The sequence below is a fragment of the Paenibacillus sp. FSL R7-0333 genome (assembly GCF_038000365.1).
GTDB lineage: Bacteria > Bacillota > Bacilli > Paenibacillales > Paenibacillaceae > Paenibacillus_AQ > Paenibacillus_AQ silagei.
The window spans coordinates 7599682-7624949 of record NZ_JBBOBZ010000001.1 but is presented as its reverse complement, the minus strand read 5'-3'; the positions used below and the strand labels follow the sequence as shown (position 1 = coordinate 7624949).

Sequence of the window (25268 nt, the reverse complement as noted above, 5' to 3'; positions counted from 1 at the left end):
TTTCATTATAGCAAATAATGATCATAGTAATACTCACTAGTGAGATGCACAGTGACACCTCTCCCATAGGCCCAAAGGCGAGAGAAAAAAGACGGCCCGTTCCTCTGCTGGTGGAGAGATTGCCTTGAATGGTGAACCTCTGCTCGAAGTCCCGGACGCCATAAAATTGTGGACCGCTGCTCCAGGGGCAGACGTTGCCGTTGGTACAGGCATCATAGAAAATATCGTTATTATACACCCATTTTATTGTACTCAAAACGTACAAGCGGAACAGCTATTTTCATATGGCATGAATATTAAATTTGATTTTGGTGGCATGTAAGGCTATAATACGTTTAAACAATTAAACATTATAACGGAGTGAGCCATGAGCGAGTCGATAGGTAATCAACAAGTCATTGATATTTTCGAGAATCTAAGCCCTTATCTTCAAGGTCTGGGAGATCCCGTTCGCCAGCGAATCATATCGCTGCTCATTGACCGAGACAGCATGAACGTATCACAGATTGCAGAGCATGTTCCCATGTCACGCCCTACAGTCTCTCATCACCTGAAAATATTGCGCCAATCCGGGCTGCTGTCGGTTCAGAAAAAAGGGACTGAGATGTATTACAAACTGGAGTTCAACGATGCTATCGAATTGCTCAAACAGCTCGTTCATCTCGTAGAAGTGGAATGTCAGAGCTAGCGCACGCCGCGCTGGTGAACCGCATTCCTTTTCTTCACAGTATTATGTTCAATAGTTTAAACATATAAGTACATAAACCTATAAACGGAGGTTAACAAATGAATAGAAAAAAGGTTCTCATCGCTGGAGGCTATGGTGCTGTAGGGGTACAGATTGCCCGCATTTTGCATGACAGGCACCCTGATCTGGAGTTAGTGCTTGGCGGTCGTTCTGCTGGCAAAGCAGCCCCTTTCCCATCGGACCGGGTGCACACGGTTGTTGTTGATACCCAGGCAGTCGATCCGCTGATTCACGCAGGAGAAAATATAACTTTAATCATTAGTGCGGTGAACGATCTGGATGACCGACTACTGGTAGCAGCAGTACGAAGAAAAATTCCACTCATTGATGTCACACGCTGGACAGAAGTTTTTCAGCAAGCGATCCGCACAATAGATCAGGAAGAGCTTCATGCCCCCGTGATTCTCTCTTCCGGATGGATGGCGGGAACGGCCTCCCTGTTTGCAATGATGCTCTCGAAATCGCTTCAGAACGTTGAAGTTAACATCCATGCCTTGTACTCCCTGCGGGATAAGGCCGGCCCGGATTCAGCAGCCTTTATGGACCGGATGAGCATTCCTTTTCATATCACTCAATCCAATACGAGCCGGCTTGTCTATCCCATGACTGACCCGGTTAAAATACAGTTTCCAAATGGATACGCGACGCACTGTTACAGACTGGATACTCCTGATCATGTCACCTTGCCTCGTACCCATCATATCGATTCTGCCAGCTTTCGCATCTCCTTCGATCATAAGGTTTCCACTTATGCACTCGCAGGACTGGTCAAAACCGGAATATGGAAGATGATTAGTGGGGATCGATTCAAGCCTTTCAGACGGAAATTATTGTACAATCCGGGAACCGGGAGTGCTCATCACCTGGTGATTCTGTTGAAAGGCATGGATGCGAAGGGTAACGTAGTGGAACGCAGGATGACTGTCTCCGATCCACTCGGTCAGACCCATATGACTGCGCTTGGCGCTGCGGTGCAGGCCGAAAATTTACTGCTGATGATGTCTACGGATGAGCCGATGGCTCCAGGCATTTATTATCCTGAGCACTTGTTCGATCACCGCATGGACATGGATGCAGTCACTCACTTTTTCACACAATACGGTGTTCAAGTATCTTATTCCTGATCCAGCACTATACTACCAATACGCCGCCAGAAAGAACGGTCATGATTCATGCGGTGAATATGGTACAGTTCATGAATCATGACACAATCCATCACTTCCAGTGACGCCATGACCAAGCGATAATGGAGTTAGGAGTTATATTATTCCACCACCAAATAATACAAATTAGCAGTACTATCCTTCGTAATCGTATGCGTACCTGCCGCAAGGGAGATAGTGGCCACGCCGTTCGTTATGGGATAGCTTGTCCCATCCACCTTAATCTTGGTCCCCTCAGAGTTGAAGACCAGTGTTAGCGTGGAGGCCTTGGCTGCGGTGAACTGGATGCGGGTGGCGCTTTCGATTTTCAGGCATTGGGTTAAGGTCAGGCCGTTGTAATTCACTGTTCCCTTGCTGGTAGAGAGATTGCCCTGAATGGTAAAGAAGCTGCTCGAAGTCCCGGACGCTGTAAAATTGTGAACCGCCGCTCCCGGGGCTGGTGTTGACGTAGGTGCTGTTGTCGGCACTGGAGTCGCTGTCGGCGCGGGAGTTGTTGTCGGCACCGGAGTCGCTGTCGGCACCGGTGTCACTGTCGGCATCGGAGTTACCGTTGGCACAGGCGTTGCTGCCGGAGTCGGCGATGGGCCTCCCGGGTTAGCGTTGCCTCCCACAGATACCAGCCCCGAGGTGTAGCTGCGGATGGCAGACATTAACGGCGCATTGAGGGCATAGGATGCGTCGTCCACGGAGTTGTTGAACGTCCAACTGAAATCGCCGCCCCCTTGGCGTCCGGCTCCCGCTGTAACTTTCTGTTGTACTACGCTTACGTTATCGACAGCTGCTACGCTGACACCTGTATCCACCAGCGTATCGAAGTTGTTATATGCTGTTCCGCCGACAAGTGCTTTGTACGAGCCGGGAACGGCTTCGCTTCTCGATGAGGCCAGGTAAGCATCGTGTGAAGCTGCGTTTGCCGGAGCTGTTCCGGTATTCGAGTTCGCATAGATCAGACTGGCCGCACCTGTGATACTGTTGTTGTAGGCTTTGATCATCCCGCCATTCTCCCCGGAGAACGTGCCTTCGCCCAGAGCATCTGTGCCTTGCAGGGAGCTTAGCATCGGGTTCTTGGTATTCCTGAACACATTTCCTTCCACGAAGGCCGAAGCGTCGGTAGTTACGCCCACACCATATTTGGATACGCCGTCATAGAAATTATTATACACATGGACCGAAGCTACTCTGATCCGCGGGTGACGGGAGTCGGAGTGGTCGAACCAGTTATGATGGAAGGTCACGAAGAATTCTGCGGATTCGCTAAGTCCGACCAGAGCTGCTTTGCCGGAATCGAAGTAATGGTTGTACGAAATGGTGATATAGGTGGAGCCTTTCTTGAGGTCGGTGGAGCCGTCGCCCTTGGTCTGGTCGGCATCACTCCCCGCTGATCCATAGAAAATATCGTTATTATGCACCCACACATTCGCGTTGCCTGTGTCCATGGAAATGCCGTCATCCGGGAATAACATCACGCCCAGGTTCCTTACCTCTACATTTCCGGTATACCTGAGCAGCATTCCCCAGCCGTAGGCAGTCGCATCTTTCCCTATTCCTTCGAGGGTAATGTTCATTTCCGTATAATTGGTTTTGCCTTTGAGCTCAAGATACCCGCTGCTGTTCAACTGTCCGCTCAGATCAGCAGCCTTCACTTGTCCGATGAACCGGATGGCAAGCGGGGTGGTATCATAGCCTTTTTGCCGAAGAGTAAGAATGCCGCCAAGACCAACTCCCGTCTGCACTGTACCCGAACTGCTGACAACAACGGGAAGTGTTACGGTCTGCGCATTCTGAGAGGTGACATACAGCACCTGTGCCCCGCTCTTCAGCGTTCCATTGTCATTATAAGCACCGGAGCCTGTACCATAAGGTGAAGCTGTGGAAAAAGCAAACCCTGACCGGTCATACGGCGCGGCGGCCAGCGTACCCGTCACTGCATTTGCTGTTCCCCCGCCTGACAGCACAGCTTCCACCTTCATAACATAGCTTCCGGCCGCAAGGCCTACGGCATCTGCTCTCCAGTAAGAGGCATATTTGCGGATCAGTTCATTATGAAGCTGCTGATACTGGGAATCTGCGGCGCTTGCCGCTTTGATGAATACCTTATATCCCGATGCATTACTGACAGGTGACCACTCCACGTAGGCAGCTTCATTTCCGCCTCCACTGCCTGTTACCGTAAGCCCCGCAGCATGTACTACTGCAGTCCCCCACCCGCTGAATAACAGAGTGAGTCCAAGAGAAAATAACAATCCTATACTGGTTACCTTCGCAACGATTCTATTCATTGATTTGCCTCCCGATTTAAATTTGTTGCAGAATACAGTTGTAACCGCTTGCAATAACCTGTGGAATTTCGGTGTCTGCCCTCCTCTTGTACCGGGTGATCCGAACCCTTGAAGTAGACGGAAATGAACCTGTCGGATACCCCGAGCATAGCAGAAGCCGAATTAGTGCTGAAACAATCATTTGCTCATATCACCTCCAATTATGCGCTATTATGAGAAAATGATTATTTTGCAGCGAAATGATACCTGCATACAAAAAGACACCCGTCCGGGGTGCCTTGAACTGACGCTTCTTCATCAATAATGGAAAGCTCACTGAAACTTCGTATTGACGCGGATCTGGCCGCTTTTACTTTTGACCGCAGCCTTCTCCGGCGGCTCTGGGTTCAAGCTCTGGCCGATGTCGGTAGCGTTCTTCTTGAAGGTCTCGGTCACCGTCTGAATAACTTCCCCTACATTGTGTGCCGATTCAAAGATCGGATCGATGGTCTTGATCTTCCCCTTCACATCCCGGGTGACCTGATTCGCCGTGTGAATGAGCTGGGTCGCCTCTCCCGTTAATCCATGAATCGCATTCCTCACCTCGCCCAGCGTCCTGTTGGTCTCGCCGAGTGTGGTCATTCCCTTGCGCAGCGTAAGGATGACAAATGCAACCAGACAGACAAAAGCAACCGCAGCCAAAGCAACACTAAGCTGAATTAACATATGCAACGCCTCCTGTAGTACCACTCTATGTCCAACTTACAGACATCATTCCTGCATGTTGCGGCTACAGCCCGCTTTTGCCACCTTTGAAGGATGATAATTTGTCAATTAGCTTGTCCTTATAGATTAATCCGAAGATAAAGGCCAGGACGGAGATAGCGGAGATGACGATGGTGGGTCCATAATTCTTGTGGTAGATATTAGCCCCAATGCTTACGGAGGCCAGCAGCCACGGAAATCTGGCGATGAGCAGGATCATAAAGAATCTTAGGGGCTTCATCGTCGTCAAACCCGCTGCATAGATGAACATATCCTTGGGAAGTCCGGGAATTATAAAGATAATGAACAGGAAAACCGAGAATTTATTATTATCCATCATCCCCCGCATCCACTTGAACTTCTCCCTTCGCAGCAAGCCTTCAATGAAAGATCCGCCCAGGAATCTGGTGAAGTAAAAGGCGATCATCGCCCCCAGCAGCATTCCCCCCGTAACGAAGACCGCACCTAACGTGGTGCCATAGATGTATCCCCCGGCAATTTGAACGACCTCCCCCGGTATCGGGGCGATTACCGTCTGGAGAATCTGGAAGAGCACCAGCATAACCGGCCCTAACTTCCCCGTAGAGAGGATATAATCGCGGAAGCCGTCCAGCGACATCGTCAGGCGCAGGAGCTCCGGCAGGTATCTGATGAATACTATAATTGTCACAAGGCCCGCAGAGGCGAGGAGAACCTTGCTGACCCGATTTTTTTGTAATAACCAATCCATTTACGAATCCCTCTCTTCACTGGCTTATGATATCTCCAGCTTAGGTGAATATTCTTAAGATCCGGGCATGGAATTCCTTAAGAATTCTTAAGTCGCCTGTCATCCGGTGGTTTAAGCGCTATGGACAATTTATAATGTAAGCACGACGAGTGCCCGGGAAAGGAGGGGGATGGAGGAATGATGAATTCTGCGAAGACCATACTTATAGCCGACGACAACCACGAGATCCGGGAGATTGTCCGGGTGCTGCTGGAGAGTGAGCAATACCATGTCATTGAGGCTGTTGACGGTGAGGATGCCGTGAATAAAGTAGACGATACCATCGATCTGATCATTCTGGACATGATGATGCCCCGGAAGTCGGGAATTAAGGCCTGCGTGGAGATTCGTGAGCTGACCAGCGCGCCTATCTTATTTTTGACGGCTAAGACCCAGGATTCTGACAAAACCTTGGCCTTCTCGGCCGGAAGTGACGACTACCTGTCCAAGCCCTTCTCCTACACCGAATTGGTGTCCCGGGTGAAGGCCTTGCTTAGGCGGTATTATGTGTACAAAGGCAAGGAGGATTCCTCCGCTCCCTCAGATGTGATTACCTTCAACGGGCTAAGCGTGAATACTACCGTCAACGAGGTAAGGATGAATGAGAAGGAGTTGACCCTGACCGAAATTGAGTACAAGCTGCTGGCGCTGATGTCCATTAACCGTAATAAAATTTTCTCGGCACAGAATCTGTATGAGAGTGTGTGGGGCGAGCATTACTTCTACAGCTGCAACAATACGGTGATGGTTCATATCCGCAACCTGCGGATGAAGCTGGAGAAGGACCCGCAGAATCCCAAGTTCATCAAAACCGTCTGGGGAAAGGGGTACCGGATTGAATAACAAGCTGCGGTGGAGCAGGCTGAAACTGAAATTAATCCTGTGCCTGATCGGTTCTTTCATAGCCTCTGCCATGCTGTTCCTGCTGCTGCAGTCCACAGGCGAAGATCTGCTGGAGCATTACCGGACCAGAAGCTCGTTCATCAACAAGCAAGAAGAGCAAGCCCTTCCGGCACTCCAAGAATATATCTCCGGACAGCATCTGTCGCTTAAGGATGACGCAAAAATAGCTGAATGGGTCAGGAAAACCAAGTACGTAAATCTCTATCTCTATAAGGACAACCAATTTCTCTACTCTACAGACGGGTACACCATCAAGACCGAGAATACAAGGTTTCTACCGGACCCTAGCATTTTCAGCAAATCCCAATATTCTACGGTTACCTTTGCGGATACGACTGCGAAGGTCTATATGGAGTATTTTTTTGAATACAAGTACTACAACCTCATTACGATTCTGGGTGTGATTCTGTCATTCTTATTCTTCATCGTCCTGGTTCTGTTCTTCATCAACAAGAAGACCTCTTACATTGGCGTGCTGGAGAAGGAAATTAAAATTCTGGAGGGCGGGAATCTGGATTATCCGATTACACTGAAGGGGAAGGATGAGCTATCGTCTCTGGCCCAGAGCATTAATGAGATGAGGAAATCGTTCATCGAGCGCCTGGAGAGCGAGGAGCAGGCCAGATTGGCCAACAGCGAGCTGGTCACCGCCATGTCCCACGATCTGCGGACACCGCTCACCGCATTGGTCGGCTACCTGGACATCATCGAATACAAGAAATATCAGGATCAGGAAGCGTTAGCGAAATTCATTCATAACAGCAGGGAAAAAGCCTATCAGATCAAGCATCTGTCCGACAAGCTATTCGAATATTTCACCGTGTACAACACAGAGGAGAATGATCTGGAGTTCGAGTCCTACGATGGGGTTCAGCTGATGGATCAGTTAATCGATGAGCAGTCGATGTTGCTGGAGAATCACGGCTTCCAGGTAGCATGGAAGCCGTCCCCTGTCCCTTTCCGCGTGGATCTTCACCTGATCTCCTTCAGGCGGGTATTCGATAACCTTTTCTCCAACATTACGAAGTATGCCGATACGTCTGCGGCCGTAACGATTGCGTATAGAATCGAAGACCGCTGGCTGTTGATGGATATCACGAATGTTATAAAAAAGGAGGCCCATGAGGTTCATAGCACCGGAATCGGCCTCAAGACCTGCCACAAAATCATCAGCCAGCATAAGGGCGAAATCACATTCACAAGCACTGGCGGCAAGTATTCCGTTCACATCCGCTTGCCGGTAAATAACACGCTCACTTCATTTAGGGAGGATCATCATGCAAAAATTCACTACCGACCGCTTAGTCATCAGAAACTTCCGGGAGACGGATGCACCAGGGATGCTGGAGTATCTGGCAAATCCGCGGGTGAACTGCTTCCTGAGCGAACGCCTCTCCACGTTAGAAGAAGCCATCGCCACCGCAATTGAACGAAGTCAGGACGACTCCCATCTGGCCGTCACTCTGAAGGAGACCGGGGCGATTATTGGCGATTTGTTCTGCATGAAAGAGGAGCCCGATACCTATAGCGTAGGCTGGCACTTCAACCCGGCCTACGAGGGCGTCGGCTATGCCAGCGAAAGCGCCCGCGCGCTGCTGCGCTACCTTTTCCTGGAGCAGGAAGCCAGACGCATCTACGCCTACGTCGAGGACGACAACTTCAGATCGCAGAAGCTCTGCGAGAAGCTGGGCATGCGCCGGGAGGGCTGCTTCATGGAATTCATCTCCTTCACCACGAACGAAGACGGAACGCTGAAGTACGAGAATACCCAGCAGTTTGCGATTTTGAAGCGGGAGTGGTTGGGGCAAGGGAAGGTGTAGCATCAATCGCCCGGCAACCGTGGGAGGTGGCTGCCGACTATCGGGACAGCGGTCTTTTTAACTTCTCCGGTAGGGGGATATGCTTTATGGACTCTAACGGATGATACAGCAACATCCATGGTCCCGAGAAACGCATAACCCCCTTTATTTTTGGCGGTAGACGGGTGTATAACAATGAATCGGACACTTCGCACAAGCGGTTTTCTCTTCACCGAATTTGCAGCGGGAGAGTCTTTTCATGACATACTCATTTAAATTCCGGCATTCCTCACAGAGCTCCTTCTTATGATGTTTTTTCTTGCAATAGATACGGATCATTTTCGCAGCTATCATTTTTTCTTTGCGGATCTTAGGGCCATCGTTCAGCTGCTGCTTTGCTGCTTTGCTCATATAGAAAGGCCTCCTTCACTTGTAAGGGGGACACCTTACCTCTATTGTTCCTCAGAATATTTTGTCAAAATATTAGAGATCATTTCTAATGAATGTACGCCTTTGGCAATGTCTACAACAAATTCTACTGCAAACCCCCGCTGCATTCTTAGATGGTACCCGTTCAGAATCAAAAATGATTTCGTGACCAGATAGGCTGTACGTTTATTGCCATTATGAAAGCAATGGTTTTTGACCAGCGATTCCAGCAATGCGGCTGCCTTATCAAATATAGAGGGATAAGCATCCTCGCCAAAAATACTTTGTTGCGGTCTATGTACCGCAGATTCCAGCAGGCCGTGATCCTTCACTCCTGCCTGATCTGCGTCATTCATTCTTTTCATCATGAAGTGGTGTGCGGTAATAACCTCTTCCTTGGTAAGAAAGGTATCCATATCAACGATCCCTTAGATCTTCAAGAATGCCCTGATCCTCTTCAAACACATCGAAGAACGCCTCCAGCACCTCAGGCCGGATCTGTTCATTCAACAGAGCCGCGCGGCTTTTCCTGAACACCACTTCTCCACGTTCATTTTCAATAAACTCGATTTCATCTCCCTGCGAGATATTCAATTTATCCGCCAGAGCTTTTGGCAAGCTCACGCCCAAGCTATTCCCCATTCGCCCAATCTTTCGGGAATAACGGGTCACCTTCGATTGCTCCTTCGTCACTTTGATCACACCATTCATTTTATTCTTTCCTCCTATAGTATGATCTCTCTACATTAAGTTATAACTTGTAACAGTAATAAAAGTTATAACATATGTACATTTTAGCAGAATGATATGGAAAACAACATCTGCCAAAATAAAAAGACCACCCTAAGAAGGCGATCTCAATGAGTGTATGATTCTAAAGCTCCCTTAGCCCACACAGGAATCTCATCTCGGCAAAAGCTAATCTGTGAGCGTTTAATTTCCGCCACAACTTCAGGTTCACCGGTGTTATCGATTATGGTGACTTCATCAGAAATCTCCAAAGCAGGCTTAAGATTACTCAAAGATTGGCCATATCTGTAGCGGATATCTTCTTCAGCAATCCAGTTTCCTCCCTGTTCCACTCTTGAAGCTACCCGGTCAATATGCTCTGCACTTCTGGGATCTTCCGGGTTAATTCTTTTGGCAATCTGGTCAGGATCAATAATGGTTCCAACATAATCCTTCATCTGAAAACTGATTGTGCTTTTCCCGGCTCCATTAGTGCCAGCAAAAACTGTCATTACAGATTCCGTCTCAATCATGACTAACAAGCTCAGTCCGATTTCCAGCTACATCGTAAGTAATCTCAAATTTTTGCCCAGTGGCATCTTCACGTATCCTTTTACCGTCTTTTATATAATAGATGGAGGCTCCAGCCTTTTTGGCCTCTGCGACCGCATGCCGATTAGCCTTTTTTAATAACCGTTTCAATTCTTCTCTTTGGGGCAGCATCAGGACAGCACCTCGCTCGGATTTTGAATTCATTTTATAATATTATAGCACAATCCTTATGGTTAAATAATTCACTTGACTACAGATAGAATTTTACCAGACTTACTGTGCCGGAGCCTAGATTTACCCTCGCTTGAAGACCCGTAACTGCCCAGTGTAATTCCGAACTGCTTCATAAAAGCACGACTGTAGGTTTCTTGTGATTCAAAGCCATGCTCCATGGCAATCTCAATGATTTGCATGGACATATGAAGAATTAGGGAGCCATTAATTTTAAATTCTGGTTTGCTTTCTATTCTCACCTTTACCATGCGATCTTTTGGAGTCTGAAAATCCAAAAAAAGACACCCCTAAAGATGTCTTCATTAGTACTGTATTGTCAGCGCCCCTCTAACTCTTACGTGGTCCGGGCACGCTGATCCGCAAGCGCCATCGCGGCGACGTATCCGGAGCTCCAGGCCCATTGCAGGTTATAGCCGCCGCAATCGCCGTCCACATCCATCACCTCACCAGCCAAATAGAGCCCCGGCACCAGCTTAGATTCGAGCGTTCCTTCGACTAGCTCCGTCGTATCGATGCCACCGGCTGTGGTCTGTGCGTTCGTGAAGCTGTTGGTATCGGTGATTTTAAATTCCCAACGCTTCAATAGTTTATAGAATATTTTCTTGGTTTTCCAGGATAGATCCTGACACAGCAGATGCAGCTGTTGATCAATTCCAGCCTCCTTCAGCAGCACGGGAATCAGCTTCTTGCTGACGATGCCCACGAAGGAATCGGCAACGGTCCGGTGTCCGAAGATCCCCCAGTGGATCTCCAGAAAATCAATTAACTCTTCCTCCGTGCGCTCCGGCATCAAATCAACCGACAGGGTCACGGATTCTCCTATACCGAGATTATACGCAGCCTTTCTGCTTAACTGAAGGATGGGCGGGCCCGAGATCCCATAGTCTGTAAAAAGAATCTCCCCGGACTCCGTGCGGATAACCTCATTGTTCACGATCACATGGGCCTCTCCCTCAAATTTGATGCCCGACAGTTCCTTTAAATACGGATAATCCAGCTTCAATTGCACAATGCCTGGCACCGGGTGGATCATGGTGTGTCCCAGACGCTGGACAAGTGTATAACCGGAACCGTCTGTTCCTGTTTTGGGAGCGGTAAGGCCGCCGGTACATAGAAAAAGGTAGTCGCTGGTATACACAACCTGTTCCTCTGTCTCGGTCTGGCAGGTTATCGCGAACCGCGGATGTCCCGCCGAAGCGGTCACATCCAATACTTTATGTTTATAATATACGGGGACATTCCGGTCCTCCAGGGCCAGCTTAAACACCCCCGGCACCGAAGCCGCCTGCAGCGACATCGGATACATCCGGCCATTCTCCAAGCTCATAAAAGGAAGCCCGAGCGAGGAGAAAAATTCGATCGTCTGGCGGACACCGAATTGCCGCAGTACATGTATTGGGAATCCTGCCTGATTGCTATGATACTTCACTGATAAAGCAGCTGCTTCATCTGTACCAGTGGCGGTGGATTGGTTCGTAATGTTGCAACGCCCGTTACCTGTCGTTATTATTTTCTTCCCGAGCCGGTCATTGCTTTCAATAATGGCTGTATCAATACCTTGATCCCTCGCTGTAACTGCAGCCATTAGACCTGCAGCACCCCCACCGATAATGAACAGCTCGTGGTGCCTAGAAGTCTGATCCTTATACATGTTAATTGATGCATCCCTTTTCCTAATAAATTTATTGAATGGACTTAGCTATCGCCATGGCGGCCACATATCCGGAACTCCAGGCCCATTGCAGGTTATAGCCGCCGAAATCTCCGTCCACATCCATTACCTCGCCAGCCAGATACAGCCCGGGCACCAGCTTGGATTCCAGCGTTCCCCGGGTGAGCTCCGACGTATCAATGCCGCCGGCTGTCACCTGCGCATTCGTAAAGCCATTGGTATCCGTCACTTTAAATTCCCAACGCTTCAAGAGCCTATAAAAGTTCTCTTTAGTTTTCTGCGGCAGATTCTGGCAAAGAAGCTGTGGCTGTTGATCTAAGCCCGTCTCCTTAAGCAGGACCGTAACAAGCTTCTTGTTGAAGATACCCACGAGGGAATCCGCCACGGTCCGGTGCCCAAAGGTCTCCCAGAGCTTTTCTAAAAAATCAACTAACTCTTCCTCTGTGCGGCCCGGCGTCAGATCCACCGACAATTTCACCTGTTCTCCTCTTGCCAAATGATACGCAGCCTTCCTGCTTAGCTGGAGAATGGGCGGACCGGTAATCCCATAGTCTGTGAAGGCCAGCTCACCCTGTTCACTGCCGATGACTTTACCCTTAACAATGATATGGGCTTGTCCCTGAGATTTGATAGTGGACAGTGCCCTCATATTCGGATATTGCAGCTTCAATTGCACAATGGCCGGAAAAGGCTCAATCAGGGTGTGCCCCAGACGTTCGGCAAGGGTATAACCCGGAGGTTCTTTGCCTGCATTCGGACCGGTGTTGCCACCCGTAGACAGAAGCAGATAGTCGCTAGTATACACAACCTCTTCCTCTGTCTCGGTTAGGCATTTTATCGTGAAGCGAGGATGATCTGCCGAAGCAGTAACATCCACCACTTTATTCTTAAGGTATACGGGAACATTCCGATCCTCTAGCGCCAGCTGGAAAATATCAAGTACCGCCGCTGCCTGCAGCGACATCGGATACATCAAGCCCCCCTTGAGTCTTGTCAGCGGAAGCCCAAGAAAGGAGAAAAAATCAATCGTCTGGCCGACGCCATATTGCTGCACTACCGCAAGCGGAAATTCGGGTTGATTACTGTGATACTTGCGCGATAAAGCGGCTGCTTCATCCGTATCTGTCGTAGTGGATTCATTCGTAATGTTGCAGCGGCCATCACCGGTCATTAAGATCTTCTTGCCAATCCGGTCGTTACTCTCCAGAATGGCAGTATCGATCCCCATATCACTCGCAGTAACAGCGGCCATTAGTCCGGCAGCACCTGCGCCGATAATAAAGAGCTTGTGGTGCATAGAAGTCTGATTCTCATACATGGTTGGTCAATGCATCCTTTATCCAATTTTCTCTAAGCACAAAAACACTTTATTAAATTATAGCATAAGTGTACTGGTTGTCATTGATCTCCTTATGATCATAGCCGTTTACACGCCCAAAAATACAAAACAGCGATTCCCTATTAACAGGAGAATCGCTGCTTTGCTATGTTCTAACGTATAGCGATGAAAGGTTGGCTATACTTACTTAGCTTCCAGCATCCGCAGCAGAACCGTAACCGTCTCTGCCCGCGTTGCGGCATCTTTCGGGAAGAAGCTATTGTTGCCTTTGCCTTGCATCAGTCCTGATTTCTTCATCTCGGCCGCTGCTCCAACCGCCCAGGCCGGGATATCGCGGTCATCTGTAAATCCTGCGGAGCGGGCAACAGGAGCGAGATGCAACGCTCTAGCCAGCATAACGGCCATTTCCGCTCTGGTCATAGGCGCATCCGGGCGGAAGTTGCTGTTATTATCGCCCTGAATGATTCCCAGGGCTACTGCCTGAGCAACGGCTGTCTTGGCCCACGAACCGATTCGGTCACTGTCCTTGAAGGACAACGCTGCTTCTGTGTTCTGAAGCTTCAGCGCCTTTGCCAGCATCACCGTGAATTCTGCACGGGTCACGGTACGGTCAGGCTGGAACGAACCGTTCGGATACCCTGTAATGATGCCCTGCTTAACCGCTTCCCGGATACTGGCTTCGGCCCAATGGCCCGCAATATCGGTGAGGGATGGACCAGCCACCGGAGGAGTAGCCGGGGCTTGCGGGCCCTCGTCCGGCTTACTAGGCGTTCCAACAATAACCGGCGGGACTGGTACTGACGGAGTCACTGGCGCTTCGCCTCCGGGATCGCCGCCGTTTCCGCCGCCCGAACGCTCATTGACCGACACGTTAATTCTTCCCGTAATGGACGGATAAGCGCTCATGAATGCCGTAATCGTCACTTCTCCAGGTGTGGATGGTGCCGTAAAGACCGCGCTGAACCGGCCGTTTGCGTCCGTTACAGCATGAGCAGGCTCCAGGCTGCCCGAGGAAGCAGCGAGTTCAACCTCCAGGCCGGAAGCCGGAAGATTGTCGCTACCTGATACGATTCCCGTGATGGATACGTCATCTCCGGTATTCACGGCAGACGCTGCCGTCTGAAGTTCAATAAGAACAGGGACTGGCATGGCTTTGCTTACAGAAACGGTTACTGTATTCGTCACGGAAGGATTATCGGTCAGTACAGCCGTAATTGCGATATCCCCGGCTGCGGATGGTGCCGTAAACACCGTACTGAACCGGCCGTTCTCATCCGTTACGGCAAGTGCAGGCTGGAAACTGCCCGAGGCTGCCATGAGACTGAGCGCAGCACCGGCTAACGGAAGATCTTCACCGTCATAGACGGTTCCCGTAACGGACACTTTGCCTCCTGCGGATACGGAGGACGGGTTAGCCTCCAGTTCAATCCGGGCGGATACAGGCACAGCCTCTTCTTCAACAGATACGGTAACCGCCCCTGTCACAGATGGGCTTGCCGGCAGGACGGCTGAGATGGATACCTTACCGGGAACAGACGGTGCAGTAAAGACCGTACTGAACTTGCCGTACACATCTGTAGTTACTTTCGCAGGTTCAAGGCTTCCATCGGCTGCTGTGAGTTCAACGTCTACACCAGACAACGGAAGATCACCGTCAGCGTAGACGGCCCCCATAACGGATACTTTGCCCCCAGGCATTACCGAAGATGGCGTTGCTGCAAGCTCAACCCGGGCGGGAACGCTGGCCCCAGTCTCTGGACCGAACACTTTGAATTCCCAGAGCGAGTATCCGTATTTGCTCCCTCTCTGCGTTCCATACATCCGGACATATCTGGCATTCACCGGATCGATAGAGATTTCATCGATACCCCCGTCTCCATTGGACGTACTATATACCGTCTTCCAGTCGTCCAGGGTATCGGAGACGTCGATGCGGTATTCTTTTCCATAGGCATCCTCCCAATGCAACATCACCTTGGAGATGGCCTGAATGGAGCCCAGATCGACGTAAATCCACTGCGGATCAGCGTAATTAGATCCCCAGCGTGAAGTCAACGAGCCGTCTACTGCACTCCCCGCCGGCACATCGGCGGCTTTAGACGAGCTTGCAATCGCAGTCTGGCCTTCCGCAAGGTTCAGGGCAACCGCTTCATACACGTTAAATTCAGCAAGCGAGTAGCCCTCTCCGGTTCCCTGCTGAACGCCCTGCATGCGGACGAATCTGGCACTGGTTTTACCGAAAGAAATGTCGTCGATGCCGCCATCTCCCATCGAGGTCGCGTAAACGTCCTTCCATGTGGCCGCATCATCGGATACCTGAATTTTATAGCTTCGTCCGAACGCCTTCTCCCAATGCAGTCTAACCTTATTGATCATATATTGATCCTGCAGATCCACATAAATCCACTCATCGTCTGAAGCGTTTGAGCTCCAGCTGGAGGTTCTGTAGAGATCTGTAGCATTGGAGGCAAATTGCTCGCCCACGCTGGACGAAGCAACCGTGCCTTTACTGTAAGCCAGATCATACCCTCTATCGTCGATAGAAGCTCCCTCGCTCAGCGTCATACTCCGGCCGGTAAACGTATCTTTACCGAGTCTGTAAGTTGTCGTTGTCTGGTCCCCGTTCCGGTTCAGTGTTACGTTCACTGTAATTCCCGGCGTTTCGGGATTCGCCACCGAGATGCGGACAGGGTCTGCCGATTCATCGACGATTACCATCGACGGTTTATCTACGGTTACGCTGAGGCCTTCTCTTAACGTCACTGTACCCGGCTGATAGAACAGCAATTCGGCAATGCCCAGCGAATTATGCCGGACCGCCTGCACGGACGGTGTATTCGCGAGAATACTAATCGGGCTTGCTTCCGCGTAGCTGCCAACCTCTTCAGGGCTTTTACCTGGCAATACGATGTATTGATAGGAGGCATTGACCGGCTTCACGCCATGATCCAGCCACATCGAGAACACCGGCTTCGTGATCGGCTCCGTGGAGCTGCCGGTAACCACATCGGCCCATTTCCCGGTCTTTGTCTCCTTCTTGACTTGGAAATCCGTATTATCCGGGAAAACATACCCGGTCTGATCGTTATACGCCCAGCGTCCGTTCACCTGTGACGTTCCGTCTGCAACGGCTTTGCCGTCTACCAGCACATCGCCGACAGCCAGACTCTGATTCAGCGTGGTATGGACTGGAGCAGCATTCGTTGAAGTGATGCCTGCGCCCAGCGCTACCATCTCATCATCGAAGAAAAAGTAGCCCTTTTTCCCGCTGGTACTCAGCTTGTTGAAATCAAACGCCGTGGCTCCGTAGCGCTCATTGGTTACGCCGCCTACAAAGGTCTTCGGGTTGTTGAAGTTATTCTCCTTCGTGAAAACGTAGGGAGCTGTTGTTCCCGGAACATGATTCCAGTCCATCAGCGGGTACACGGTTCTGTACTCATCCCCGGTTCTCTGGATAGCCGTGGCGCCTTGCGGGGTCCAGTAGAGCAGGTTGTATCCGCTTGGGTTAATGGTTCTCATTTCGCCGCCCTTGACCGTACTGGACGACATCTTGACCGTGATTCCATAATCCTTGCGCATATGAGAGGAGACCAGGGTCTGCCATTGCGTCATATTGTTCGCATCCAGTCCATTGCCCGAGACCGTGCCAATACCCCGGATGTTATTCAGGAAAACAGCGAACTCATCCGCCCGCTTCGGATTGGCCGCCTGCATCCACTCCAGCGGATCTTCGTAGAAGGTCAGCGCAGAGCTCTCATAATCCGGCCACTCCGGTCCGTTCATTCCCATGCCGAGATCGGCAACATCGCCTCTGACCAGATACCTGGTCCCATCCAGCACATAAGAGGACAACGAGTCAATCGCCGCCTGGCTGTAAGCGAAGCTTGTGCCCGAGGCGACATAAGCCCAGAAGGACATATCTCTCGCGAAGCTTCTTCCGTAGCCCGTGGTATAATTCGTCTTCCCATGCATGAAAAAGGACATGTCAGACTGGATTCCCGTTAGCGTCTCCGTCACCGCCGAGAGCACGTTAAACGCCTCTACAGCGCTGCGGACATTCCGGGCATCCTCCAGCAATAAGCCGCGGATCATATAATTCTGGTTATACCAGGACGAGTTGGCTCCATCGATAGTGTTGGGCTCTTTGTCTAACGTATCGATAATACTCGCAGCCTGCTCCGCAGTCAGATAGCCTTCACACAGCAGCGCGATTTTGCTAAGCCGCAGTTGCTTGCCGATGCCGGTCTCCCACCAATTGGTGGAGGTCGGCTTGACCGTGAGCCAGTGATCCAGCGCTTTCTGAATACCAGCTAACATGGCTTCATCGTGATAGTAAGGCCCCTTCGGGTCTGCAAAAGCCTGAGCCATCGATTGCATCCGGTCCAGCGCAAGGTAAGGCGACCACGCCCGCCCGTTGGCACTGGAAGCCGTACTGGTATAATCTACATCGCCCCAGCTTCCATTCGCCTTTTGACTAGATAAGTAGGTCCCGGCCTGTGATTTGAAGGTCCATTCAACCCGGCCGTTCGTTCCGTCATTGATGATGTCTTTGGAGATATAGAAATCCACCGCCCGCTGCTTCATCAGCTTCATTTCAGCCAGCTCCTGCGACGAGCTATCCGCCGCCGATACAGGATATTGGAACCCGAGGGTCGAGATCATCAAACCAACCATCACGAGACATATCCATCTCTTGATCCTGCTTTGCATGTTGCCAGTCATGTACACGCTCCTTTGCTTATCCAGCAGATATTTGTTAGCGCTTTCTATTCTAGGAATTAGAGAAGGCAGCTTCGCACTGCCTTCTTCCTCTTACACAAGAGTATCTAATATATCCTGGAGCGGGATGTCGGCCACAGCCATCACTTCGTCCGCCGCGCCGTAATACATGCGGACCGTCTGGTCCAGCAGCAGCGCACCGCACGAGAACACGACCTTTCCGAAGAATCCGTTCACCTCATAGGAAGCTTCCGGCTCCAATACGGGGACGCGCGATCTCGCAATGACACGGGACGGCTCTTCCAGATCCAGCAGCACAGCCCCCATACAATAGCGGTGGCTGCTGTCCGCGCCATGGTAGAGCGCAAGCCAGCCCTGCGGTGTGCGGATGGGAACTGCTCCGCCGCCCATACGGGCGGAGTCCCAGCCCTGCTCGCCGAGTCCCATCAGGAAGCGGTGGTTCCCCCAATGGTCGAGATCGGGCGATTCCGCGATCCACATCTCGGGCGCGCCGAAGGACTTCGGTACCGGACGATGCAGGGCGTAGTATTTGCCGCCAATTGTCTCGGGGAAAATCATGACATCCTTATTCTCGGGAGGCAGCATCATCCCGCGCCGCTTGAAGGTCCGGAAGTCGCGGGTCTCCGCCAGCCCGACACCGACACCGCGCGCGGAGGCTGCGCTGTAAGTGATGTAATAGATGTCCCCGATCCGGGTCACCCGCGGATCTTCAATCCCCCAGGCTTCCAGCGGATGCTCCGGAAACAGAGCCGGCTGCGGCTCCACCTCGAAATGAATGCCATCCCGGCTCCGCGCTACCCGGAGATGGGACAAGGAGGTGAGCATCACCGTCTGTCCATCCTTGGCGACAAAACGCGAGTCCGCGAAATCGTAGTCCGGATCGTTCTTGTCGTACCGTTCGACCTGCACCTCCGTTCCTGCTTCATTCAGCCGGGGAACAAGTACCTCGTCCGCCCGGTCTGATATTGGCGCTTCGGCCACGCGCAGCAAGAGGATCGTCTCATCCTGTAGCTGCGCCACGCCTGCATTGAACGCGCCCAGCACCCGGAAATCGGGACGGGAGGGGACAACATCCACGGCTTCAATCAGCGGATTATGCGCGCTGCGTGTTATTTTCATTGGAGTGACCTCTTTCTGTGTGTGAAGTACGGTTATTTCCCGGAAGTTACAGCATCAATCTGGGCCTGGATTTCATCGATCACTTTTTGCCCGCCGAGACTGGCCATTTTATCCTCCATCGTTTTCTTTCCTTCTGCCGCAGGGATCAGGCCTTGGCTTAGCGGCAAGAAGATTGAATCGTGCAGCGGCGTGATTTTGGCATATTCCGTCTTTACCTTCTCAGCGTTGAAGTTGAAACCTGCGATTGGACTAAGCGTGAAATTGGATGTCTTGGTCGAGAAGTCGAACCACTTCTTGTCATCTTGCATCATGGTGTCAGGTGTACGATTCAGCGTCGGCCGCCAGGTCAGCACATAACCAGGGAAGGTATAGCCGGACAGCGCCTTATAGCTCGAATCGCCGACAGGCTCCCAGTCCTTTCCTTGAATGCCGTATTCCATCAGATCATGGTTCTCCTTAATCGACAGCCAGTTCACTACATCCATAGTGACATCGGAATGCTTGGAGGTCGTCGGGATACACAGGAAGTTCCATTGCTGATAAGCCGTATAAGGCTTAGCCTGCTCCCCGTTCGGTATGAAAATCTCCAGCTTGTCGCTGCCATCCTTCAGCATTTCCGAATATTTCAGCCCCTCGACCCCATCGGCTGCATAGTAGGTCGCTGCATACTTACCTTGCTTGAACAGTGTCTCGGCATTTTGCTCCTGGGCAATATTTTTGGAGATAATTCCATCCTTATAATATTTGGTGACACGTTCATAGGCATCCGCAATCGTCGGGCTGGCCCACTGGCCAATAACCTTCTTATCCTTGATCGAATACGAGAACATGTTGACCCCAATCTCCAGCACTTCATCCTGCGCCAGATTCGCAGAGTTGCTCAGGATGAATGGCAGCTTATCGGCCTTAATTCCGTTAATGACAAAAGGCTTAATGTCTTTCTCATTTTCCTTGACTGCATACAGGAATTTCTCCAGATCATCGAGGGTCTTCAGCTCGGGAAGCCCGTATTTCTCGCGTAAATCCTTACGGATCAGTACGCCATACAGCTGGCCTTGGGTGGTGCCAAGCGGAATCCCCATAATTTTGCCGCCGAATTTGTTATACTCCCACATTTCCTCCGGAATGGACGCCTTCAGCTCGGGCCGTGCAGCCACTGCCGCATCCAGCTCCGTTAACGATTTACTCTCAATCATCTGGTTCATGGATAACCAAGGGGCATCCAGATACATATCGAACTCTTCTCCGGCAGACATCTTCACGGATACCGCATTCCCGTAATCGGTCCAAGGCATGAAGTTGATATTCAGCGCTGCTCCGATATTATCCTTTTTCAGCTTGTCGTTGACTGCCTGCAGCACAGTATCGAACCCCGCAGGTTTATCTCCCGGGAAATAAGCCTTCAGCGTAACTACTTCTTTGGCAGCAGGCGCTGCCCCCTCTGAATTGGACGGGGAATTCGCAGAATTCGCCGTATTGCCTTCATTCTTCGCATTTCCCCCGCAGCCTGCCAGCACCAGTGATGATACCAATACCGCTGTTGTTGCCGTGCCAAACCATTTTTTCAACCTCATCTCGTTACCCTCCTGTATCTATGGACAATCTGAATAGCTTACCCTTTGACAGCACCAACCGTTAGACCTTTGACAAAATATTTCTGAAGCATCGGATACAGCAGCACAATCGGGCCGATGGTCAGTACCGTGGTCGCCATCCGCACCCCGTACGTCGGTGGGGTCACTGCAATCGCTGCACCGGAAGGAATCAGATTCCTGGCCGCTTCCATATTGGAGACCATCCGGCGCAGGATTAACTGCAGCGGGAATAACTTCTCGTTATCGATGAACATCAGTCCCATGAACCAGTCATTCCAGAAGCTCAGCGCATAGAAGAGACCGACAGAAGCCAGAATGGGCTTAGAGATCGGGATCATAATCTGGAAGAACACTCTCATCTCATTCGCTCCGTCGATTCTGGCGGCTTCCTCCAGCTCCTCAGGTATGGTGCGGAAGAAGCTGACGAGCAGGAAGACGAGGAACGGCTGGCATAACATCGTCAGGATGAGCACCCAGATCGTATTCTGCAAATGCAGCCACTGGCTGACTACAATATAGAACGGAATGATACCTCCCGAGAAGAGCATAGGCAAGTAGCAAAAAAACAGAAAGGGCGTTTGCAGAACATTCCGTTTATTCGCCAGCGAATAGCCGAGCATAGCGGAAATGCACAGGGCGCTTAAGGCCCCGACAACCGTGATGAATATGGTGACTCCATAGCCGTTAAAAAGTACATCGGATTGCAAAACCGCCTTATATGCGGCCAGCGATAATTTAGACGGAAATAAGGTATAGCCGTGTGCGATCAGCTCTTCCTCATCCGTAAACGAGCCAGCAATCATCAGCAGAAAAGGAAACAGACAAAATAGAGTGAACAGCAAAATGAACGTATGGGCGAATCCCGTAAAGGTACGGTCCGCAGCGCTTTGTTTCTGTATCATAGTACCTCTCCTAGAATAAAGCAGATTCTTTGGATACCCTGCGGGTTACCCAGTTGGCGGCAATGACGAAGATCAGACCCATAATGGACTGGAACAGGCCTACGGCCGAAGACATGCCGAAATCATGCAGCTGCCGCATCGAGCGGAAGACAAAGGTGTCAATGACGTCGGTCGTCGGATACAGCATGGAGTTGTCGCCAATGATGGCATAGATCATTGCAAAGTCCCCGTTGAAAATTTTGCCCACGGCCAGCAGCGTCATGATCATAATCGTCGGAACCAGCAGCGGCAGCGTAATGCGCGTCACAATCTGCAGTTTAGAAGCTCCGTCGATCCGGGCCGCCTCATACAGATCCTCCGATATGCCCGTAATGGCGGCCAGGAAAATAATCGAGAGATAACCGGCACCCTGCCACACGCGAATCACGGTCAGAATAGCTGGCCAAAGACTGGACTCAAACATCCAATTGACCGGCTCCATCCCGAGATTCATCAGCCAGGTATTAATCATTGGTTCTTCCCCGCCGAACAAGGACTGCACAATCATCCCGATTACAATCCAGGACATGAAGTATGGAAGGAAAATAAGCGACTGCGAGATTCGTTTGAAATACTTATTGCGGATCTCATTGAACATGAGCGCAATCAGGACGGCCGCCACTGTCGTGAACACAATAAACAGCACGTTGAGCAGCAGTGTGTTCCGCAGAATCGTCCAGAAGTCATCTGATGTAAAAAAGTAATCGAAATTTCTAAACCCTACCCAGTCACTCCCCGTGATCCCCTTGGCAAAATCATAATCTTTGAAGGCAATCATAATCCCGTATATAGGAAAATAGCTGAACACGAGAAAAAACAACAGCCCCGGTACAGCCATCACATACAGAAAAGGATTCTGCGTGATATGCCTCCATTTTGAACGTTTACCTGCGTTAAGCTGGTAGTTCATTTGTACATCCCCCCTTCCTCAAGACCGGTAACCGCCCCATAAGCGTCCCGTTATCTATGCCGTCACCTTATCAAGCCATTGCGCCCTGAGCAATTCCGAGAAACGCCAATTCTTCCCGCAAGTGCAGATTTACCGCCTTCCCAAAAACAACACTCTTCCGAAAACAAACGATTCGGCAGACGAAAATACCCGGTGTGCTATAATAAATCTACTTATAATGAGCCGGACAGTTATGATTACGGAGGTTCCAGAGCCATGAAATTCAGACAACCGTTCTTCGCCTCGCTGAAGCGGCACCCTACCTACATGAAGCTTATTTTTTATTTTGTCAGTGCGAACGTTCTGGTATTAGGGGTATCCTTCGTCCTGCTCTATGGGCAATCTTCCAAGACACTGCTGGAGGAAATCGGCGATCATTCAGAGTCCCTCCTCGTGAACGGGGCCCGGAATACATCAAGGCTGATGGAATGGGCGCTTGATTTCAGCTTCTCCTCCAGTAATGACAGCGCGCTTAAGGTGTATGCCCTTTCGGACCATTACAGCGATTTCGAGACCTATGAGGTATGGAGCCAATTGACGGACATTAAGAACGCCAACCCCTCCATTGATTCGGTCTACCTCATTAACGATTATACGAATACGGTTATTGACTCCAGACTTGGGTTAAATGATACCGCCGCTTTTTACGATCAGGATATTATTAAGCGCTTACGTGACCCGGAAACAGCGAACCACAGCGTGCTCATTCCGCGAACCTTGTCTCTCCCTCTTACCGGGAACACCCCCAAAGAAGTGATGACTATTGTCAGATTTTATGAAAAAGGCAGCTCCATCTCCGCATTCGTCATGAATGTAGATACGGATAATCTCATGACCCTGCTGCAGAATAATTCAAACTTCGCCAGCCGGTCGATCACCGTGCTGAATGACCGGGACGAGACGATTTTTAGCAGCACGCCCATGAATCCGCAGCAGATTGCCGAGCTCAGAAGCCACGGAATGAAGGGAGCCAGCGGCTGGAAGCTATTTCAGCCACAGGATCAGGGGGAGAAGCTAGTGGTCTATGCCGACTCCTCCGTTAAGGGTATCCAGGATTGGACCTTCATTGAGATGATCCCGAAGTCCGCCATTCTGAATAAAATCACGGTCCTGCGCGACACCAGTCTGATCCTGTTCCTTGTCTTGTTCGCGGCCTCCCTGGCGGTGATTATACTAATCTCCAAACGGGTGTACTCCCCCATTCAGGAGCTGATCAGCCGGGTCATGCGGCAGCATCAGGCGGAGAAGCCCGGCCTTGAGGCGAACGCCAATGAACTCGAATACTTATCGAGCGTTTTTACCTCGCAGCATAATCAGATTCACGAGCTTACCGAGCAATGGCGGCATAATAAATTTCTGGGCAGAGAGCGGTTCTTAAGGGATTTCCTCGGGGAGACGTACCATTCGGCAACGGAGATCCGCGCTCAATTCTTAGAATGGGGGATTGATCTGCCAAGCGATGAGTTGTCCGTAGCCATCTTCCGGATCGACCACTTCGCGGAATTCTCGGGAGTGTACCCGGAGAAGGACCGGCGCCTGCTCCGGTTCGCGATGTCCAATATCATTCAGGAGTCGCTGCAATCGTCCAGGCACAAGCTGCAGACGGTAGATATGGGGGACGACCACGTGGCTGTAGTCTTATCGGCTCCCTTGTCAGAGGAATTCGCGAAGGAGCTGCAAGTGGCAGGGCAGTTAATCCAGCAGTATTTGTCCGTAGGAACTACCATTGCCTGGGGCCGGACGTTGCCTGGCTTAACCGACATGCATGAGGTGTATCTGGAGACGTATGATCTGACGCAGGAGCGGTTCCGGTTTGGACACCGGTCGCTCATTGTGAAGGAATGGCTGCCCGCTGCACCCGGGGAATTATATCATTTGCCTGTGAGTCAGGAGCGGCAGATCGCCCAGGCCATACTCAAGGGGGACGCCGCCGTCATTCTGGAGGTCTTACGCTCAGCGGTTGTGAAGCTGCGGGAACTTCCTTATTTTGAATGTAAAATGTCTCTGATTACCTTGTTTATGGACATCCGCCGGCTCATCCAGGAGCATTCCTCCCAGCCGCTGCCCAGCTCGTGGGGACTGACGTCCATTGAGAAACAGATCATTCGGCAGGAAACAATGGATAACGTCATGCCGTGGATGGAGGCCTTGATTACCCGAACACTCGAAGACATTGCGGCCGCCCGCAGCCAATCCAAGAATATCGCCCTGATCGGACAGGTGGACCAGTTCATCGAGAGTCATCTCACCGATCCGAATCTGTCGGCCACCATGCTGGCCGATCACCTGGGCTTGTCCGTCAATTATTTCCGCAGTCTGTACAAAGCAGAGACCACCCAGTCCATCACCGACAAAATATCCGAGAAGCGGCTGACGTTCATCTGCCAGGAGCTCATTGCCTCCGACTCGCCGATCGAGCCCATCGTGCAGCATTTCGGCTTCTCGTCCCTGAACACCTTCTATTCCAGCTTCAAAAAGGTGTACGGCATGACCCCGGCCCAGTACCGCAAGAAGTACCGGGCGGGGGATGGCGGGGGGAAGGTGTGAGGCAAGTGAAACCTATA

At 51.0% G+C, this 25268-nt stretch carries 21 protein-coding genes and 3 pseudogenes; 7 read left to right on the top strand and 17 right to left on the bottom strand.

The features are described from left to right. The first annotated feature begins 124 nt into the window (after nucleotides 1-124). From MKY86_RS32985 to MKY86_RS32975, 3 genes are all read left to right on the top strand, one after another. The gene (locus tag MKY86_RS32985; protein WP_076077168.1) at nucleotides 125-322 is read left to right on the top strand and encodes a hypothetical protein; all 198 of its coding nucleotides are present in this window, start codon (nucleotides 125-127) and stop codon (nucleotides 320-322) included. 45 nt (nucleotides 323-367) lie between these two features. Beyond that, nucleotides 368-688 (top strand): ArsR/SmtB family transcription factor, encoded by a 321-nt coding sequence (locus tag MKY86_RS32980; protein WP_036691332.1) that lies wholly within the window; start codon nucleotides 368-370, stop codon nucleotides 686-688. Between the two features lie 98 nt (nucleotides 689-786). Continuing rightward, nucleotides 787-1872, top strand: coding sequence for a saccharopine dehydrogenase (locus MKY86_RS32975; RefSeq protein ID WP_076077165.1), 1086 nt, complete (start codon nucleotides 787-789; stop codon nucleotides 1870-1872). Here the strand turns inward: MKY86_RS32975 and MKY86_RS32970 are convergent. From MKY86_RS32970 to MKY86_RS32955, 4 genes and pseudogenes are all read right to left on the bottom strand, one after another. Next, nucleotides 1863-1997 (bottom strand): annotated as a pseudogene (locus MKY86_RS32970) (M48 metallopeptidase family protein); the annotation flags it as partial. The gene MKY86_RS32975 and the pseudogene MKY86_RS32970 overlap by 10 nt on opposite strands. Nucleotides 1998-2012: 15 nt before the next feature. Continuing rightward, complete coding sequence (locus tag MKY86_RS32965) at nucleotides 2013-4190, bottom strand: pectate lyase family protein (protein ID WP_076077163.1); 2178 nt, start codon at nucleotides 4188-4190, stop codon at nucleotides 2013-2015. Nucleotides 4191-4502: 312 nt separating this feature from the next. Next, entirely contained in the window at nucleotides 4503-4895 is a 393-nt protein-coding gene (locus MKY86_RS32960; protein WP_076077160.1) for a DUF948 domain-containing protein, read from the bottom strand. Between the two features lie 64 nt (nucleotides 4896-4959). Then, entirely contained in the window at nucleotides 4960-5664 is a 705-nt protein-coding gene (locus MKY86_RS32955; protein ID WP_076077157.1) for a TVP38/TMEM64 family protein, read from the bottom strand. 177 nt (nucleotides 5665-5841) lie between these two features. Between MKY86_RS32955 and MKY86_RS32950 the strand changes: the two genes are divergently transcribed. The 3 genes and pseudogenes from MKY86_RS32950 to MKY86_RS32940 all read left to right on the top strand — a co-directional run bounded on the left by MKY86_RS32950 (nucleotide 5842) and on the right by MKY86_RS32940 (nucleotide 8426). After that, nucleotides 5842-6546 carry a response regulator transcription factor gene (locus tag MKY86_RS32950; protein ID WP_076077155.1) on the top strand — a complete coding sequence of 235 codons (705 nt, stop codon included), beginning with the start codon at nucleotides 5842-5844 and terminating at the stop codon, nucleotides 6544-6546. Nucleotides 6547-6616: 70 nt separating this feature from the next. Further along, nucleotides 6617-7840 (top strand): annotated as a pseudogene (locus MKY86_RS32945) (HAMP domain-containing sensor histidine kinase); the annotation flags it as partial. 43 nt (nucleotides 7841-7883) lie between these two features. Then, a complete protein-coding gene (locus MKY86_RS32940; RefSeq protein WP_076077149.1) occupies nucleotides 7884-8426 on the top strand; it encodes a GNAT family N-acetyltransferase in 543 nt (180 codons plus the stop codon). Between the two features lie 37 nt (nucleotides 8427-8463). On the opposite strand, the pseudogene MKY86_RS32935 reads toward MKY86_RS32940, so the two are convergent. The 13 genes and pseudogenes from MKY86_RS32935 to MKY86_RS32875 form a co-directional block, all read right to left on the bottom strand. Further along, nucleotides 8464-8744 (bottom strand): annotated as a pseudogene (locus tag MKY86_RS32935) (nitrous oxide-stimulated promoter family protein). A gap of 113 nt (nucleotides 8745-8857) precedes the next feature. After that, nucleotides 8858-9250 carry a type II toxin-antitoxin system death-on-curing family toxin gene (locus MKY86_RS32930; RefSeq protein WP_076077147.1) on the bottom strand — a complete coding sequence of 131 codons (393 nt, stop codon included), beginning with the start codon at nucleotides 9248-9250 and terminating at the stop codon, nucleotides 8858-8860. 1 nt (nucleotide 9251) lies between these two features. Continuing rightward, a complete protein-coding gene (locus tag MKY86_RS32925; RefSeq protein WP_076077144.1) occupies nucleotides 9252-9545 on the bottom strand; it encodes an AbrB/MazE/SpoVT family DNA-binding domain-containing protein in 294 nt (97 codons plus the stop codon). A 146-nt stretch (nucleotides 9546-9691) separates the two neighbouring features. After that, complete coding sequence (locus MKY86_RS32920) at nucleotides 9692-10096, bottom strand: dephospho-CoA kinase (protein ID WP_076077142.1); 405 nt, start codon at nucleotides 10094-10096, stop codon at nucleotides 9692-9694. Beyond that, a complete protein-coding gene (locus tag MKY86_RS32915; RefSeq protein ID WP_076077139.1) occupies nucleotides 10089-10286 on the bottom strand; it encodes a hypothetical protein in 198 nt (65 codons plus the stop codon). Before MKY86_RS32915 ends, MKY86_RS32920 begins: the two co-directional genes overlap by 8 nt. Nucleotides 10287-10357: 71 nt before the next feature. Continuing rightward, nucleotides 10358-10624, bottom strand: coding sequence for a hypothetical protein (locus tag MKY86_RS32910; protein WP_076077136.1), 267 nt, complete (start codon nucleotides 10622-10624; stop codon nucleotides 10358-10360). 59 nt (nucleotides 10625-10683) lie between these two features. Then, nucleotides 10684-12000 (bottom strand): BaiN/RdsA family NAD(P)/FAD-dependent oxidoreductase, encoded by a 1317-nt coding sequence (locus MKY86_RS32905; protein WP_076077134.1) that lies wholly within the window; start codon nucleotides 11998-12000, stop codon nucleotides 10684-10686. Nucleotides 12001-12031: 31 nt separating this feature from the next. Continuing rightward, nucleotides 12032-13339 (bottom strand): aminoacetone oxidase family FAD-binding enzyme, encoded by a 1308-nt coding sequence (locus MKY86_RS32900; RefSeq protein ID WP_083684703.1) that lies wholly within the window; start codon nucleotides 13337-13339, stop codon nucleotides 12032-12034. 204 nt (nucleotides 13340-13543) lie between these two features. Then, nucleotides 13544-18082: a polysaccharide lyase family 8 super-sandwich domain-containing protein gene (locus MKY86_RS32895; RefSeq protein ID WP_076077131.1), complete on the bottom strand. Its 4539-nt coding sequence runs from the start codon at nucleotides 18080-18082 to the stop codon at nucleotides 13544-13546. A 90-nt stretch (nucleotides 18083-18172) separates the two neighbouring features. After that, nucleotides 18173-19219: a glycoside hydrolase family 130 protein gene (locus MKY86_RS32890; RefSeq protein ID WP_076077129.1), complete on the bottom strand. Its 1047-nt coding sequence runs from the start codon at nucleotides 19217-19219 to the stop codon at nucleotides 18173-18175. Nucleotides 19220-19251: 32 nt separating this feature from the next. Further along, nucleotides 19252-20793, bottom strand: a complete 1542-nt coding sequence (locus MKY86_RS32885) for a DUF3502 domain-containing protein (RefSeq protein WP_076077126.1) — start codon at nucleotides 20791-20793, stop codon at nucleotides 19252-19254. 38 nt (nucleotides 20794-20831) lie between these two features. Next, the gene (locus tag MKY86_RS32880; RefSeq protein WP_076077124.1) at nucleotides 20832-21716 is read right to left on the bottom strand and encodes a carbohydrate ABC transporter permease; all 885 of its coding nucleotides are present in this window, start codon (nucleotides 21714-21716) and stop codon (nucleotides 20832-20834) included. Between the two features lie 10 nt (nucleotides 21717-21726). Continuing rightward, nucleotides 21727-22665 carry an ABC transporter permease gene (locus tag MKY86_RS32875; RefSeq protein WP_076077121.1) on the bottom strand — a complete coding sequence of 313 codons (939 nt, stop codon included), beginning with the start codon at nucleotides 22663-22665 and terminating at the stop codon, nucleotides 21727-21729. Nucleotides 22666-22920: 255 nt separating this feature from the next. Between MKY86_RS32875 and MKY86_RS32870 the strand changes: the two genes are divergently transcribed. Next, on the top strand, nucleotides 22921-25251 hold the full coding sequence (locus MKY86_RS32870) for a helix-turn-helix domain-containing protein (protein ID WP_076077119.1): 2331 nt from the start codon (nucleotides 22921-22923) through the stop codon (nucleotides 25249-25251). The last annotated feature ends 17 nt before the right edge of the window (nucleotides 25252-25268 follow it).

Bases quoted from the DNA above. Each gene is read 5' to 3' on its own strand.
- MKY86_RS32980 (WP_036691332.1), top strand. From the start codon at position 368: ATGAGCGAGTCGATAGGTAATCAACAAGTCATTGATATTTTCGAGAAT.
- MKY86_RS32975 (WP_076077165.1), top strand. From the start codon at position 787: ATGAATAGAAAAAAGGTTCTCATCGCTGGAGGCTATGGTGCTGTAGGG.
- MKY86_RS32965 (WP_076077163.1), bottom strand. From the start codon at position 4,190: ATGAATAGAATCGTTGCGAAGGTAACCAGTATAGGATTGTTATTTTCT.
- MKY86_RS32960 (WP_076077160.1), bottom strand. From the start codon at position 4,895: ATGTTAATTCAGCTTAGTGTTGCTTTGGCTGCGGTTGCTTTTGTCTGT.
- MKY86_RS32955 (WP_076077157.1), bottom strand. From the start codon at position 5,664: ATGGATTGGTTATTACAAAAAAATCGGGTCAGCAAGGTTCTCCTCGCC.
- MKY86_RS32950 (WP_076077155.1), top strand. From the start codon at position 5,842: ATGATGAATTCTGCGAAGACCATACTTATAGCCGACGACAACCACGAG.
- MKY86_RS32940 (WP_076077149.1), top strand. From the start codon at position 7,884: ATGCAAAAATTCACTACCGACCGCTTAGTCATCAGAAACTTCCGGGAG.
- MKY86_RS32930 (WP_076077147.1), bottom strand. From the start codon at position 9,250: ATGGATACCTTTCTTACCAAGGAAGAGGTTATTACCGCACACCACTTC.
- MKY86_RS32925 (WP_076077144.1), bottom strand. From the start codon at position 9,545: ATGAATGGTGTGATCAAAGTGACGAAGGAGCAATCGAAGGTGACCCGT.
- MKY86_RS32920 (WP_076077142.1), bottom strand. From the start codon at position 10,096: ATGATTGAGACGGAATCTGTAATGACAGTTTTTGCTGGCACTAATGGA.
- MKY86_RS32915 (WP_076077139.1), bottom strand. From the start codon at position 10,286: ATGCTGCCCCAAAGAGAAGAATTGAAACGGTTATTAAAAAAGGCTAAT.
- MKY86_RS32905 (WP_076077134.1), bottom strand. From the start codon at position 12,000: ATGTATAAGGATCAGACTTCTAGGCACCACGAGCTGTTCATTATCGGT.
- MKY86_RS32900 (WP_083684703.1), bottom strand. From the start codon at position 13,339: ATGTATGAGAATCAGACTTCTATGCACCACAAGCTCTTTATTATCGGC.
- MKY86_RS32895 (WP_076077131.1), bottom strand. From the start codon at position 18,082: ATGACTGGCAACATGCAAAGCAGGATCAAGAGATGGATATGTCTCGTG.
- MKY86_RS32890 (WP_076077129.1), bottom strand. From the start codon at position 19,219: ATGAAAATAACACGCAGCGCGCATAATCCGCTGATTGAAGCCGTGGAT.
- MKY86_RS32885 (WP_076077126.1), bottom strand. From the start codon at position 20,793: ATGAGGTTGAAAAAATGGTTTGGCACGGCAACAACAGCGGTATTGGTA.
- MKY86_RS32880 (WP_076077124.1), bottom strand. From the start codon at position 21,716: ATGATACAGAAACAAAGCGCTGCGGACCGTACCTTTACGGGATTCGCC.
- MKY86_RS32875 (WP_076077121.1), bottom strand. From the start codon at position 22,665: ATGAACTACCAGCTTAACGCAGGTAAACGTTCAAAATGGAGGCATATC.
- MKY86_RS32870 (WP_076077119.1), top strand. From the start codon at position 22,921: ATGAAATTCAGACAACCGTTCTTCGCCTCGCTGAAGCGGCACCCTACC.